This window comes from Hymenobacter ginkgonis, assembly GCF_009755225.1.
GTDB classification, from domain to species: Bacteria; Bacteroidota; Bacteroidia; order Cytophagales; family Hymenobacteraceae; genus Hymenobacter; species Hymenobacter ginkgonis.
Window position 1 is genome coordinate 1,294,402 of sequence record NZ_WQKZ01000001.1, and the last position, 13,282, is coordinate 1,307,683.

Below are 13,282 nucleotides of genomic sequence, written 5' to 3' on the forward strand. Positions count from 1 at the left end.
GCGTAGCGGTTAGCAGAAAGGGCGGCAGGCAGCCCGAAATTCGCCAGGTAGCCCCCTACCGCATCAGAACCGCGCGATGGCCCGCAGGTTCAGCACGCGCTGCGAGAGGTAGCTCGGCACGGCGTAGGTGCGGCCGCTCACATCCTGCAAGTAGCTGTAGCCAGCCACGTTGTTTGCCCCCAGAATATTGAGGATTTCCAAGCTCAGCCACAGGCTTTCGAGCGAATATTGATGGGGCTTGGGGCCAGCCGCGCGCAAACTCACCACTTTCGAAAAGCCGATATCCACCCGCTGGTAAGCCCGGGTAAGGGCCCCGGCGCCGCGGTACTGGGGTAGGCCGGGCGGGCTAAAGGGCAAGCCGGTGCCGTACACCAGGTTCACGTAGCCGCGTACCGAGGGGTTGTCGGGCAGATGGTCCTGAAAGAAAATGCTGGCCGTCAGGCGCTGGTCCTGGGGCCGGCGGATGTAGCCGAGCTCTTGCCGGCCCGTCTTGACGCCCTGGGCGTCGTAGATGGTGATGGAATCGCCCGCGATTTTCTCTTGGGTAGTGAGCAGGCCCAAACTCAGCCACGACTCTACCCCCTTCACAAACTCGCCGCTGAGCCGGGTTTCAAAGCCTGCGGCGTAGGCCCGGGCGTTGTTTTTGGCGTAATAGCGCAGGCGCACGTTGTCGACTTCGTAAGGCACTACGTCGGTCAGGTACTTATAATAGGCTTCGGTGTTGAGGCGAAACGGCCGGTTCATGAGCTGCACTTGGATTTCACGGCCCACCACCAGGTGCAGCGACTTCTGGGCCCGCAGCTCGGGGTTGAGCTGGCCCTGCATGTCGCGCAGTTCGCGGTAAAACGGCGGCTGGGCGTAGAGGCCGGCCGCCACCTTCCACACGCGCTCGGGGTGGCGCCGGCTGCGGGCCGCAAACTGCGCCCGCGGGCTAATGACCCATTGCTGGTTCACCGACCAATAGTGCCCGCGCACGCCGTAGGTGAGCGTTTTGAGCGAGTCGATTTGCCAGGTGTGCTGCACGTAGCCCTGGGTGCGCTGGCTTTCGAGGCTGAGGTCGGCGGCGAGGCGGGTGCGGCGGGCATCGGGCACGTAATCAGCCGAATCGGCAAAGCTGTACTCGTCGAGTTGGTCGTGGATGCTTTCGTGACCCGTTTTCAGGCCCCAGCGGAGGGTGTGCGGGCCGGTGGGGTCGCCGCCAGGGTTCCAGCGGCCGCGCAGCTCAGCCGTGAAAACTTTGGCCGTAAGGTCGTTGCGGGCGTGGTTGAAGGCCGAACCCACGCTGCGCTCGCGCACTGTCTGGTTAAAATCGAGGCTGGTGGGGTCGGTGTTGACGTCGGCGAAGGTGTAGGCGGCCTCCACGTCCCGAAACTCAAATTCGCGGGTAATCAGCGCCGAGCCCAGCAGCTCGACTTGCAGGCCGGGCGAGAAATTGTGCTTCAAGCTTAGCCCGCCCTGGTAGGTGTCGTACTGCATCCGCTCGCGGCCATCGTAGTAGATGTTGACGCGCGAATACTGGTTGGTATTGGTCGAAAACGTGACCTGCCCGCTCACCGGTACAAAGCGGTAGTCGTTGTGCGCCACCACGCCCAGAAGGCCCAGGCTGGTTTTTTGCAAATCGCCGCCCCGCTTGCCCAGGCCGATATTTACGTAGGCCTGGCCATCGTAGAACGTGGGGTTGTAGTTGCCCTGGTTTTGCTTGAGAGAGTTGAATACGTACTGCGCATTCTTATAGCGCACGCCAGCTAAGTAGCTGATACGCCCGTCCTGCGAGCGGGCTTCGGCGTGGGCCGCGCCGCCCACCAGGCTCGCCGTAGCCGACGCGGCAAACTGCGTCGGCTCCTTATACTGAATATCGAGCACCGACGAAAGTTTGTCGCCGTACTTGGGCTGCCAGCCGCCGGTGCTAAAATCGACTTTCTGCACCAAATCGGGGTTGATGAAGCTCAGGCCCTCCTGCTGCGCCTGCGTCACCAAAAAGGGCCGGTACACCTCAAAGCCGTTGACGTAGAGCAGATTCTCGTCGTAGTTGCCGCCGCGCACGTTGTAGGTGCTGCTAAGCTCGTTGTTGCTCACTACCCCCGGCAGCGTCTTCAAGATGGCATTGAAATCGCCGAAGGGCGAGGGCAGCACCTTGGCCGTGCGCGGGTCGAGCTGAATGAGGCTGGCCTGCTCGCGCTGGTCGGCCTGCTCGGCGCGGGCGCGCACCGTCACGCCGCCCAGGGCTTTGGTATCGGTTTGCAGCGCCAGGCTAAGCGGGCGCTGGGCGTCGGCGGGCAGGCGCAGCAATTGGCGCTGCGGCAGGTAGCCGAGGCGGCGCGCCACCAGCACCAACGGTTTGCTACCCCCCACCGGCAGCGTCAGGCGCAGGGTAAAGCTGCCGTCGGCCGCCGTGGTGGCCCCGCCCGGCTGGCCCTCCAGGCTGACCACTACCAGCTCTAGGGGCTGGCCCTGGGCATCGCGCACGGTGCCGCTTAAGGTTGTCAGGAGCGGGGGGGTAGGCGCCGCCGGAGCCTGTTGCGCCACCGCGGGCAGCGTAGCGGGCAGCAGGCCCAAAAGAAGGAGTAGCGGTACGTGCTTCAAGCGCAAGCAAACAGAAAAATGTGGGAGCCGACCGATAAATTAGTTGGCTAACTGGCGCAGGTGCTTGCGTAGGCCCGCCAGCGTGGCCACTGGCCCGCCAGGCGACTTAAACACGAAGCTGCCGGCCACCAGCACGTCGGCGCCGGCTTCTACCAGCGGGCCGGCGTTGGCTTGGCTCACGCCGCCATCAACTTCGATGAGGGCGGCCGAGCCGGTGTCGAGCAGCAGCTCTTTAAGAGCGGCCACTTTTTGCAGGGTGTGCGGAATAAAGGCCTGCCCGCCGAAACCGGGGTTTACCGACATAATGAGCACCACATCGAGCTCACTCGCAATGTCTTGCAGCAAACTCACGGGGGTAGCCGGGTTGAGGGCCACGCCGGCCGTGCAGCCCAGCCCCCGAATTTGCTCCACCACGCGGTGCAGGTGGCGGCAGGCTTCGTAGTGCACCGTAATATTGGTGGCCCCCGCCGCCCGGAAAGCGGCCAGGTAGTTTTCGGGCTGCTCTATCATCAGGTGCACGTCGATGGGCTGCCGGGCGTGCGGGTGCAGGGCCTCTAAAATGGGCAGGCCGAAGGAAATATTAGGCACAAACCGGCCGTCCATCACGTCGAAGTGCAGCCAGTCGGCCTCGGCCGTGGCCAGGGTTTCGGCGGTGGCCTGGATGTTGGCCAGGTCGCTGGCTAGCAGCGAGGGCGCCAGCAAGGGCTCGCGGCGGCCAGGATTGTTGTTGGCGTAGGAAGAAACGGGTAATTTAGACTTGGTGCTCATGGTAGGCAAAAGTACGCAGCCGGGCAGCCGCCGCCGCTGCCTTTTCCAACGTTGCCGCCGGGAAGTTTCGTGTGAGCTGCGGCCGAGTGTAGCAGGAGTGCGCAATAGGTTAAGCGAGCAACCAGCGCCTGTAGGCCTGGGCACTTAACCAATTAGTACCCAAAAACCCCGGCAGAGCGGCCCGGCGGTATTCCGCGCGAGGGTGCTCTGCCGGGGCCAGTAGTTGCCCTACCCCCGGTAGGCGGGGCAAGGCTAGCGTAGTCGGAGGAGAGGTGCGGCGCCGGTTGCCGGGGCCAGCACAGCGGCGCTATTCCGCTTTTTTCTCGAAGGGACGCCAGTCGAGCTCGCCGGTTTCCTTGCGGCGCAGAAAGTAGCTCTGGTCGTCGTCCTTGTTTTTGCCAAACGTGAGGTCACCCCGGCACGAGAGACACTTTATGGAGGTGTACTTGTACTTGCCCTGGGCCACGCGGCTGGTCAGGTCGAGGTTATCGGAGCCGCACAGGCCGCAGGCGGCCACGTCGGGAAAGCTCAGGCGGTCGTACTCAGCCACCGTTTCGTGGAGGTTGCTGCCTTGCACCGTGAAGTGAAATTGCCGGCGCCCGATGCGCTTGCTGGTCATCATCTGTAACATAAAAAAGAGTGTCTGATTGACAGCTTAAAGATACGGATGGGTTTGCAAATAGCCAATTATATTAGGCAAATAAACCTAAATTTATTAGCAGCTGAAAACATCCAAAACCCTGCTACCTATCCCCTATTGGCGCACAAAGCGCACCGTTTGGGCCTTGCCCCCCGCTACGGGCTGCACCACGCACTGGTAGGCCCCCGGCGCCAGGCGGCGGGCAGGCAGGCGCAGGGCCACCGTGGCGGCGGGGCTGGCCGGCAGCTGCTGCTCGCTGAGCACGGCGCCGCGCACGTCGAGCAGGCGCACGCGCAGCACCTGGCCGCGCAGGCTGGGCGGCACGGCCAGCATCAGCTCGTCGAGGTGGCTAGGATTGGGAAACACGGCCAGCGGGCTTTCGCCCGCCACGCCGGTGGTGGCCAGCGGCGTGGCGGGGTGCAGCAGGTTGTAGGCCGTGGCAAAGTTGGGAATACCGAAGCCCAGCGTATTGTCGGGGCTCTGGGCCTGCGAGGCGCCTTTTTCGAGGGCGGCAATCACTTGCTGGGCCGTGAGCGTGGGGTTAGCCTGCCAGAAGCCGGCCACCAGGCCCGCCAGCTCGGGGCAGGCGTAGGAGGTGCCGTTGCCGCGTACGGCGGTGCCGGCGGCGTTGAGCACGGCCGAGGCTACCCCCATCGTGGAGAGCGTGGGCTTGAGGCGGCCGTCGGCGGTGGGCCCGTAGGAGCTGAAGCCGGCGTGGTTGCGCAGCGAATCGACGGCGCCCACCGAGATAATGCTGTCGGCATCGGCGGGCACGCCAATGTAGTGCCAGGCATTGCCGCCGTCGTTGCCGGCCGAGTTCACCACCACAATGCCCGCCCGGGCGGCGCCCAGCGCGGCGCGGCTGGCAATGGTGGTGCGCCCGGTGAGGTCGGCGTAGGTGTGCGAGAGCGGCGCGTAGTCGAAGGTATTGTAGCCCAGCGAAGAGCTAATCACGTCCACGCCCACCGAGTCGGCGTACTCGGCGGCGGCCAGCCAGTTGGCTTCCTCCATCGGCGACTCGCTGTTCACGTCCTCCGTAATGCAAAGGTGAAACGTGGCGTGCGGCGCCGTGCCCACGAAGTAGCCCGGCAGCTCGGCCCCGATGGTAGAGAGGCAGTTGGTGCCGTGGCTGTTGCGCAAGTACACGCTCCTACCCCCATCCACGAAGTTGCGGGTGCTGGCCACCCGGTTTTGGGTTTGCACGGCTTGCAGCGCCGTAATGCGGTCGGCCCCCGGAAAGCCGGCGTCGAAGATGGCAATCTGCATGCCTTCGCCGCGGTAGCCGGCGTCGTGCATGGCCACGGCCCCAATGAGCTGATTTTGGGCGTAGGCCTTGCCGTAGGTGGCGCGGGGCGTAGTGGGCGCGGGGGGGGTAGGCGTGGGCACCACGGCCGGGGCTGCGCCTGGCGTTAGCGGCGGCCGTAGGCTCAGCAGTTGGGCGCTGGCCACGGCGGGCAACTGCTGCACCTGCACCAGGGTGGCCGAGTCGCAAGCTAGCACCGCGCCGTTGAGCCAGCGCGAGGTGTACACCACCTGCGGGCGGCCGCTCACGGCCCGCACCTGGGCCAAGTAAGCGGGGTTTACGGGCAGGTCGCGGGCGCGCACGGCAATGCCCTGGCGACTGCGCCGGGCCAGCGCCCGGGCTGATAGAAAGGCCTGCGGCTGGCTCAGCGCGTACGGCGTGCCGGCCTTATCCTTGAAGTACACGAAGTAGCGGCGGGTGGCCGCCGCAGTCGCCTGGGCATGGGCAGCGGGGGTAGGGCCCAGGGCTAGACCCAGCAGCGCGAGGGCCGGCCAAAGAATTTTTTTCAGCGGATGTTTCAATTTATAGCAGTCGCTTTATTAGGTAGGAAAAGAACGTCATACTGCGCTGGCCAAAGCAGCTCGCTCGCGTTGTTGAACTAGTTAATCAACGACGCGGTCGCGATGCTTCGGCCAGCGCAGCATGACGTTCTTACTCGTATTAATTATTCCCCAGAAGTGCTTAATGACTATAAGTAGGACGTTCAACCTCGAGGGTTTGTTCCGTCTAGAGCGTGCCTGTTTCCAGAAGCGTTTCGCTCCGGGAGGCTCCATTCTGTACGATGCCACGCGTAATCGTCTGGAAGCCATTGGCACTAGTCGTGAAGGTATAGTAGCTGAAGCGCCGCCGCCACACCAGGCCCACGCCGCTGGCGTACACCTGCTGGGTGCCGCGCTGCGAGTAGGCATTCACATCGTTGATGCCGCCGGGCTGGGTGTTGCGGGTCGCCACCGTTACGGGGTAGGTTTTGGCCGGCTGGCCGCCCGCGGCGAGGGTCGTATACGCGCCCCCCACCGCGGGGCCGTAGTAGCGCGTGAGGTTGATGATAGTATCGGGCTGAAAGGTACTCACGCTAAAGGCGTTGCCATTCCAGCCCTGGCCGGCGCGGGCGGGGTAAATCAGCTCCACGGTGCGCACGTTGTTGCGGGTGAGCAGCACGGCCCGGGGCAGCACCTGCACCACCAGCACGCTGTCGTCGCGCCAGGCCTCGGCGGGCGTCAGCCGCTTCGAGCGCACGAGCCGGTAGGCGGGCTGCCCTGCGGCATCGGTAAACTGCTCGCTTACGCGCTCGCGAAACTGGTACTGGCTCACGGTCACTTTCCCGTTCAGCCACGACGAGTCGCTGACGGCGTAGGTGCGGTACGTATTCAGCACCACCGGAAAATAATCGTCGTAGGCAGGAGCTACGACTACCTCGTGGCGGCAACCACTCAGCAGCAAAGCCGGCCCTACCCCCAGCGCCCAGGCCCAGCTCAGCGGGAGCTTGGAAGCGAAAGGCAGGCAAAAACGTAGATTCATACAAGAAAAACTGGCAAAAAAAATACCTTGCGGGCGGCTCAACGCGGCCGCCCGCAAGGTACTAACGTTCAGCAGTAAACTGCCGGGCGGGTAGCCTAAGCCACCGCGGCGGCCAGCGCAGTTTCTGGCACTTCGCCAATGACGTGGCGCTCAATCCAGCCGCCGCCCAGCACATCGTCGCCGTCGTAGAACACGGCCGCCTGGCCCGGCGTGATGGCGTGCACCGGCTCGGTGAAGTAGATGCGAATTTTATCGCCCTCCTGCTCCAAAAACGCCGGCGAGCCCGCATGGTGGTAGCGCACCTTCACCACGGCCGGCACCAGGCCGCGCCCTTCGAGGTTGCCGATTTTGCCCATGTTGAGCTTATGGACCGTGGTAGCGGTGCTGGCCAGCTCCTCGTAGTTGCCCAGCACTACTTCGTTTAGCTCGGGCCGGATGGCCGTGACGTAGGCCGGGAAGCCCAGCGCAATGCCCAGCCCTTTGCGCTGCCCAATGGTGTAGAAGGGGTAGCCTTCGTGGCGGCCCACTTCGGTGCCATCGGCCAGCACGAAGCGGCCGCCGGCTACGCGCTCTTCCAAGCCCGGCACGCGCCGGCGCAGGAAGCTGCGGTAGTCGTTGTCGGGGATGAAGCAAATTTCGTAGCTCTCGGGCTTGTTGACCAGCGCCGTGAAGCCGCGGCGGCGGGCTTCGTCGTAAATCTCGGTCTTGCGCATCGCCCCCAGCGGAAACAGTGTGCGGCTCAGGCTCTGCTGCGTCACGCCCCAGAGGGCATAGCTTTGGTCCTTGTTTTCGTCGAGGCCTTTGCTCACTATGAAGCGGCCGGAATCGGCATCCTGCCGGATTTGGGCGTAGTGGCCGGTGGCAATAAAGTCGCAGCCCAGCATGTCGGCCCGGCGCAGCAGGGCATCCCACTTGATGTGGGTATTGCAGAGCACGCAGGGGTTGGGGGTGCGGCCGGCGAGGTATTCGCTGGTAAAATTGTCAATCACAAAATCCCCGAACTCGTCGCGAATATCAATGATGTAGTGCGGAAAGCCCAGGCGCACGGCAATGTCGCGGGCATCGTTGATGCTGTCGAGCGAGCAGCAGCCGGTTTCTTTTTTCGAGCCGCCGGCGCTGGCGTAGTCCCAGGTTTTCATCGTCATGCCCACTACTTCGTAGCCAGCTTCGTGCAGCAGCACGGCGGCCACCGACGAGTCGATGCCGCCACTCATGGCCACGAGAACGCGGCCTTTGGTTGGGGTTGGTTCCATAAAAGAGGCAAGCCACCCAGGGAAGTGAAGTTTCCGGCTGGTGCCATTCTACAAAATTACGCAATTAATCGTGCGCAAACCCGGCTTGCTGGTTGGGTTTGTGCGGGGCGGGCTGCTTGGCCATGCGCGGGCGCAGCCCGCAGCAGCGACCTTTGCCCCCATTCTACCTTCCTCCTTCCAACTTCTTTCCTTCGGATGTTAGCTCTTCCCGTGCTTGTGCGCGACATCAATAATCTGTCCGACGCCCGCTACTGCGCGGGCATGGGCGCCCAGGGCCTCATTTTTACGCTCGATGCCAACCTGCCCGGCGCCGTGGAGGCCGCCACCGCCCGCGAGCTGGCCGGTTGGGTGGCCGGCGTCGATATCATTGGGGAGTTTGGCCACGTGGCCGGCCCCGAAATCAACCGCTTGGTCGAAGAGTGCGGCCTTACGGGCGTGCTGCTGCGCCTCGACCGGGCCCGCCAGGCCTGGCCCCAGGGGCTGGCCGTGCCCGCGCTGGTCGAAGTGCCGGCGGCACTGCTCCTCAACCAGGCGCACTACGCGGCGGCCGTAGCCGACCTCACGGCCGCCCTACCCCAGGGCTTTGCCTTCTTCACCTCCCCGCCCCAGCCCTACCCCACCGACTATGCCTACTGGCATAGCCTAGCCCGGCAGGCCCCGCTGTGGCTAGCGGCCCCCACCAACCCAACCGAGGCCGCCGACCTGGCCCAGCAGGTGCACCCGGCGGGCCTCATCCTCATGGGCGGCGACGAGATTAAGCCCGGCCTACGCGACTTTACCGAACTCGAAGCCGTGTTTGAGGCCCTCGAAGAAGCCTAGCGCCTCCGCCCCGGCGGCGAGTCGGCAAGCTTTTCGCAGCAAGCCGCCCCGCCGGGCAGGCCCACTTGGGCAAACCAAAAAGCGGAACGGCCGTTAGCTTGCCGGGCCGCGTTGGCAGTTGTGTTTTCTGCCAACGCAGCCCCACTTGCTCCTTACCCACCGCCCCCTCGCTTGTAGCTGGGCAGCGGGTTCCGTGTCTATTTTGGTATGGCTACCCTTCTTCACTCGTCCATCAGCGTCGGGCATTTGCTGGCTGCCTTAGTAGCCTTGGCAGCGGGCACGTCGATTTTGGTTTTGCCGAAAGGCACGCGGCGCCACCGGCTGCTGGGCCGGGTCTACGTGGGCAGCATGAGCGCTTTATTGCTGACGGCCTTTCAGCTATACTTTTTATTTGGCCGGTTCGGCATCGTGCATTGGGGCGCCGTGGGCAGCAGCCTGGCCCTGTTCGTGGGGGTAGGTGCCGTGTGCTGCCGGCGGGTGGTAGCGGCCTGGCAGCGGTGGCACTACCTGGGCATGGGCGCTTCGGTTACGGGCTTGTACGCGGCGTTTGCGGTGGAAAGCACCTACCGGCTCTTTCCGCCCAGCTATTTCTGGGGGGAAGCCCTGGGGCTGGCCGCGGCCGTATTTATGCTGGGTGGCGTGCTGCTCTACCGGCATGCACCCGCGGCGGCGTAGGGCAGCGGGCCGGCCGGGCTTGCGCCTGCCCGAAGCCCGGCCGGCCGTCTTTTCTACAGCATAAACCGCACGTATTTGATGGGGACGCCCACGGCCCGGTACTTGCCCTCGAAGTGCGTCTGGATGGCCTGGGCCGCGGCAAACGCCGCATCGGTTTCGGCGTAGAGGTCGCGGGTGGCCACGTCGAGACGGGCCCCGGGGCGGCTAGCCAACACCTCAAGGGTATAGGCAAACAGGCCTTCGCTATCGGTTTTGAGCTGAGCCACGCCGCCGGGCGCGAGCAGCTTTTGGTACATATCCAGAAAGCGCGGAGCCGTGAGGCGGCGCTTGATGTCGCGGTCGCGGGGCCGCGGGTCGGGAAAGGTTATCCAAATTTCGCTGAGCTCGGCGGGCGCAAAGTGGTCTTCCAGTTGGTGGGCCGACAGGCGCAAAAAGCCCACGTTGGTTAGCCCTAAGGCTTCGGCGCGGGTGCTGCCGCGCCAAATGCGCTCGCCCTTAATGTCGAGGCCCAAAAAATTCTGGTCGGGGTGGTGCTGGGCTAGGCCCACCGTGTACTCGCCCTTGCCACAGCCCATTTCGAGCACCATTGGGTTGGTATTTTGAAAAAAATCGGGGCGCCAGTGGCCGGCCAAGTGGCCAAAATTGGCTTTGCCCGGCTCTACAATATCGGGGCGGTTGGCATTTTCAGCAAAGCGCTGAAGCTTAATACGGGGCACGGCAGGCGGAAATGAAAGCTAAAAAGGGCCACAAAACTACGCCCACCCGCGCGTTTTGGCGGGCCAGCTGGGCAAGTTTGTGCGCGCCTTGCGAGTCCCTACCCCCCCTGTTAGGCATAAAGCTCGGCTACTTCGGCCACCACAAAGGTGCTACCCCCGATAAACACCACGTCGTCGGGCCCGGCGGCGGCGCGGGCAGCGGCCACGGCCACCGGCACCGGCCCATAGGCCTGGCCCGTGAGGCCGGCTGCCGCTGCCAGAGCGGCCAGCTCGGCGGCGGGTAGGGCCCGCGGAATGGCTGCCTGGCAGAAGTAGTACGTGGCCTCGCGCGGCAGCAACGCCAGCACCTTCGTCACATCCTTGTCGTTGACGGTGCCGATAACCAGGTGCAGCTGCCGGTGCGGCACCCGCGCTAGCTGGGCCAGCACCAGCTGAAGGCCGGCCTCGTTGTGGCCGGTATCGGCAATAACCAGCGGGCGCTGCCCAATAATGCTCCAGCGGCCACGCAGGCCGGTGAGGCGCGTTACTTCGCGCAGACCCTGGCGCAGGGCGGCTTCTGGTATAGTAAAGCCTTGGGTGCGCAGCTCGTCCAGGGTGGCGAGTACGCCGGGCAGGTTCAGGCGCTGGTAATCGCCGAGCAAGCCCAGCTCGACCTGTGCTAGCAACGGCGCTCCATCGCGCCACACCTCCACGACCTGCTCCGCGGTGAAGTTAGCCGCCAGGGAGGGGGTAGGGCTCGCGGACGGCCGCACGGCGTAGCGCGCGTCGGCAAACAGCAGCGGGCTTCCCTCCTGCTCAGCTTTGGCCGTGAACACGCCAGCTACTTCCGGCTGCGTTTGGCTGATGACAACCGGCCGGCCGGGTTTGATGATGCCAGCTTTCTCGCCCGCGATTTCGGGCAACGTATTGCCCAGCATGGCCTGGTGGTCGTAGCTGATATTGGTGATGAGCGCCACGAGCGGCGTGATGATATTGGTCGAATCGAGCCGGCCACCAAGGCCTACTTCGACCACCGCCACATCTACCTGCTCGGCGGCGAAGTAGTCGAAGGCTAGCGCTACGCACATCTCAAAAAATGAGGGCTCGATGCTGGCGAACAAGTCCTGGTGCTGTTCAACCCACTGCACCAGGTAATCGGGGGCTAGCTCCTGGCCATTCACCCGGATGCGCTCGGTGAATTCGCGCAGGTGCGGCGAGGTATAGAGGCCCACCTTGTAGCCCGCGCTTTGCAGCACCGCCGCCAGCAGGTGCGACGACGAGCCCTTGCCGTTGGTGCCCGCCACGTGCACACTGCGGAACCTGTTTTCGGGGTGGCCCAGGGCGGCAGCCAGCGCCTCGGTGTTGCCCAAGCCCTTCTTGAAGCCAGCGGCCCCTACCCGTTGGTACATGGGCAGTTGTGCGTAGAGCCAGGCTAGGGTTTCGGAGTAGTTCATAAACAAGTGCGCCAGGCGAGTGCCTGGCGCGAAAGTAGTCGATACAGCCTAGAATAGGGAGCAGTTTAGGCGAAATTTGCCGCAGCCTACCCCTGCTTATTTCACCGAGAAGCGGAAAGTGTAGAAGCCCGTGGCGCCGCCCGCGCCGGCGTTAGTTTTGATAAAATTGGCATCTAGCAGCTTGTCACGGCAGAGTTTTTCCTGGGCCGGCGACACATTGCCGGATACCTTGGTAACGGACTCCACCTCGCCGTCGTCGCTGATTTTAATCTTGAAGCGCACCACGCCGGGGTTGTCATCCAGGGCTTCCACCACGGGTGTATTATCGAAGCGCCAGCCGCTCATTTCGAGGCCGCCTCCCCCGCCGCTGCCGGGGCGCGAGCCGCTCCCCCCACTGCCGGGCTGGCCATACAGCGCCTTGGCGTCGAGCGAGCCGTTGCGGTCGCCCTGGTCGCCCACGGTGCCGGGATGGTCGCCGTTGCTGTTGCCGGTAGGCGCGCTACTGCCGCCAGTCACGCCGTTGCCACCAGCCACGCCGGTCGCGCTGCCTTTGGGCGTGTAGAGCGTGCGGGGCTGCTCGCGGGGCTTGGGTGTTTCGCGCACCGGCTCCTTGGGCGCCGCTACGGGGGTAGGCTTTTCGGCGGGCGGCGCGGTTACGCTGGCGTCTTCGGCCTCGCTGGTGAGTACTTTTTGCTGGGCTTCGGGCTGGGCCGGGGCCGTTTCGACGCGCTGCGGCGGCGTGGGCTGCGGTGTGGGGGTAGGCTGCGCGGCCGCGGGGCGCGAGTCTTCCCGGTTTTGCGACGCGTTGGCGGCGGCCAAGGTTTGTACATCACCCCCGCCAGCCGCGTCAAGGCCGTAGTTTAGCTCTACCCCGTCGCCCCCGAGCGCATCGAGCGGTGGGTTGGGGCCGTTGAATTTGAGGAAGAAGCACAGCAGCGCCAGCAACAGCACCACGGCAGCCGTGATGCCCAAGGCTTCGCGCCGGTGCTCTTCGGGATAATCGAGGGCCATGGAATGGAGGGGCGGCTTAGCGGGCCAAACGGAGTGTGAAACTAAATAAAATGCAGCTGCTTAACCACTTCCCCACTAGCTCTTTAAATGATGATGGGTGGGCGCAAGGCTACCCCCCTTTTACTGGCCAGCCGCCTGCTGCGACTGCGTAGCCATCACCATTTTCATTTTTAGGCGGTTGCCGATTTCTAGCACATCCACTAGCTTCTGCACGTTCAGGCCAGCATCGACGCGCAGCACTACCGTGGGCTGGGCTTCGGTGGGCTGGCCGGGGGCAAGCAGGGCGCGCAACTCGGGCTCGAGCGTGGCGGACGTCACGGGCTTTTTATTCACGAAATACTCGCCCGCCGCGTTGATGGATACGGTAACGGGCTGCTTCATCACCTGCTTGCTGCTCTTGGCATTGGGCAGCAACAGCTTGATAACGTTGGGATTCACCATCGTCGATACAATCAGAAAGAACAGCATCAAGAAAAACATGATGTCGTTCATCGAGCTGGTTTCAACGTGCGAAGAAGCGTGGCGGCGGCGGGAAAGATTCATATTTAATGGTTAATGAATAA

12 protein-coding genes are annotated in these 13,282 nt (G+C 64.0%); 2 read left to right on the forward strand and 10 right to left on the reverse strand.

Annotated features, from left to right (window positions below; translation table 11 throughout):
- Nucleotides 1-63 precede the first annotated feature (63 nt).
- The 6 genes from GO988_RS05170 to mnmA all read right to left on the reverse strand — a co-directional run bounded on the left by GO988_RS05170 (nt 64) and on the right by mnmA (nt 8,065).
- Nucleotides 64-2,583, reverse strand: a complete 2,520-nt coding sequence (locus GO988_RS05170) for a TonB-dependent receptor (protein ID WP_232341368.1) — start codon at nt 2,581-2,583, stop codon at nt 64-66.
- A 39-nt stretch (nt 2,584-2,622) separates the two neighbouring features.
- The gene (gene rpe, locus GO988_RS05175) at nt 2,623-3,351 is read right to left on the reverse strand and encodes a ribulose-phosphate 3-epimerase (RefSeq protein WP_157562431.1); all 729 of its coding nucleotides are present in this window, start codon (nt 3,349-3,351) and stop codon (nt 2,623-2,625) included.
- 307 nt (nt 3,352-3,658) lie between these two features.
- Nucleotides 3,659-3,982 (reverse strand): hypothetical protein, encoded by a 324-nt coding sequence (locus GO988_RS05180; RefSeq protein WP_157562432.1) that lies wholly within the window; start codon nt 3,980-3,982, stop codon nt 3,659-3,661.
- A 123-nt stretch (nt 3,983-4,105) separates the two neighbouring features.
- Nucleotides 4,106-5,815, reverse strand: coding sequence for a S8 family serine peptidase (locus GO988_RS05185; protein WP_157562433.1), 1,710 nt, complete (start codon nt 5,813-5,815; stop codon nt 4,106-4,108).
- A gap of 205 nt (nt 5,816-6,020) precedes the next feature.
- Nucleotides 6,021-6,812 (reverse strand): hypothetical protein, encoded by a 792-nt coding sequence (locus GO988_RS05190; protein ID WP_157562434.1) that lies wholly within the window; start codon nt 6,810-6,812, stop codon nt 6,021-6,023.
- A 95-nt stretch (nt 6,813-6,907) separates the two neighbouring features.
- The gene (mnmA, locus tag GO988_RS05195) at nt 6,908-8,065 is read right to left on the reverse strand and encodes a tRNA 2-thiouridine(34) synthase MnmA (RefSeq protein ID WP_157562435.1); all 1,158 of its coding nucleotides are present in this window, start codon (nt 8,063-8,065) and stop codon (nt 6,908-6,910) included.
- A gap of 195 nt (nt 8,066-8,260) precedes the next feature.
- Between mnmA and GO988_RS05200 the strand changes: the two genes are divergently transcribed.
- Nucleotides 8,261-8,884 (forward strand): hypothetical protein, encoded by a 624-nt coding sequence (locus GO988_RS05200; RefSeq protein ID WP_157562436.1) that lies wholly within the window; start codon nt 8,261-8,263, stop codon nt 8,882-8,884.
- A gap of 207 nt (nt 8,885-9,091) precedes the next feature.
- Nucleotides 9,092-9,559 (forward strand): DUF2306 domain-containing protein, encoded by a 468-nt coding sequence (locus GO988_RS05205; protein ID WP_157562437.1) that lies wholly within the window; start codon nt 9,092-9,094, stop codon nt 9,557-9,559.
- A gap of 53 nt (nt 9,560-9,612) precedes the next feature.
- Here the strand turns inward: GO988_RS05205 and trmB are convergent, their stop codons facing one another.
- From trmB to GO988_RS05225, 4 genes are all read right to left on the reverse strand, one after another.
- Nucleotides 9,613-10,275 carry a tRNA (guanosine(46)-N7)-methyltransferase TrmB gene (gene trmB / locus GO988_RS05210; RefSeq protein ID WP_317164789.1) on the reverse strand — a complete coding sequence of 221 codons (663 nt, stop codon included), beginning with the start codon at nt 10,273-10,275 and terminating at the stop codon, nt 9,613-9,615.
- Nucleotides 10,276-10,385: 110 nt separating this feature from the next.
- Nucleotides 10,386-11,708: a bifunctional folylpolyglutamate synthase/dihydrofolate synthase gene (locus GO988_RS05215; RefSeq protein WP_157562438.1), complete on the reverse strand. Its 1,323-nt coding sequence runs from the start codon at nt 11,706-11,708 to the stop codon at nt 10,386-10,388.
- A gap of 96 nt (nt 11,709-11,804) precedes the next feature.
- Complete coding sequence (locus tag GO988_RS05220) at nt 11,805-12,719, reverse strand: hypothetical protein (protein WP_157562439.1); 915 nt, start codon at nt 12,717-12,719, stop codon at nt 11,805-11,807.
- A gap of 120 nt (nt 12,720-12,839) precedes the next feature.
- On the reverse strand, nt 12,840-13,262 hold the full coding sequence (locus GO988_RS05225; protein ID WP_157562440.1) for an ExbD/TolR family protein: 423 nt from the start codon (nt 13,260-13,262) through the stop codon (nt 12,840-12,842).
- Between the last annotated feature and the right edge of the window lie 20 nt (nt 13,263-13,282).

Coding starts and splice junctions, on each gene's coding strand:
- rpe (WP_157562431.1), bottom strand. CDS start 3,351: ATGAGCACCAAGTCTAAATTACCCGTTTCTTCCTACGCCAACAACAAT.
- GO988_RS05180 (WP_157562432.1), bottom strand. CDS start 3,982: ATGTTACAGATGATGACCAGCAAGCGCATCGGGCGCCGGCAATTTCAC.
- GO988_RS05190 (WP_157562434.1), bottom strand. CDS start 6,812: ATGAATCTACGTTTTTGCCTGCCTTTCGCTTCCAAGCTCCCGCTGAGC.
- mnmA (WP_157562435.1), bottom strand. CDS start 8,065: ATGGAACCAACCCCAACCAAAGGCCGCGTTCTCGTGGCCATGAGTGGC.
- GO988_RS05200 (WP_157562436.1), top strand. CDS start 8,261: ATGTTAGCTCTTCCCGTGCTTGTGCGCGACATCAATAATCTGTCCGAC.
- GO988_RS05205 (WP_157562437.1), top strand. CDS start 9,092: ATGGCTACCCTTCTTCACTCGTCCATCAGCGTCGGGCATTTGCTGGCT.
- GO988_RS05215 (WP_157562438.1), bottom strand. CDS start 11,708: ATGAACTACTCCGAAACCCTAGCCTGGCTCTACGCACAACTGCCCATG.
- GO988_RS05220 (WP_157562439.1), bottom strand. CDS start 12,719: ATGGCCCTCGATTATCCCGAAGAGCACCGGCGCGAAGCCTTGGGCATC.
- GO988_RS05225 (WP_157562440.1), bottom strand. CDS start 13,262: ATGAATCTTTCCCGCCGCCGCCACGCTTCTTCGCACGTTGAAACCAGC.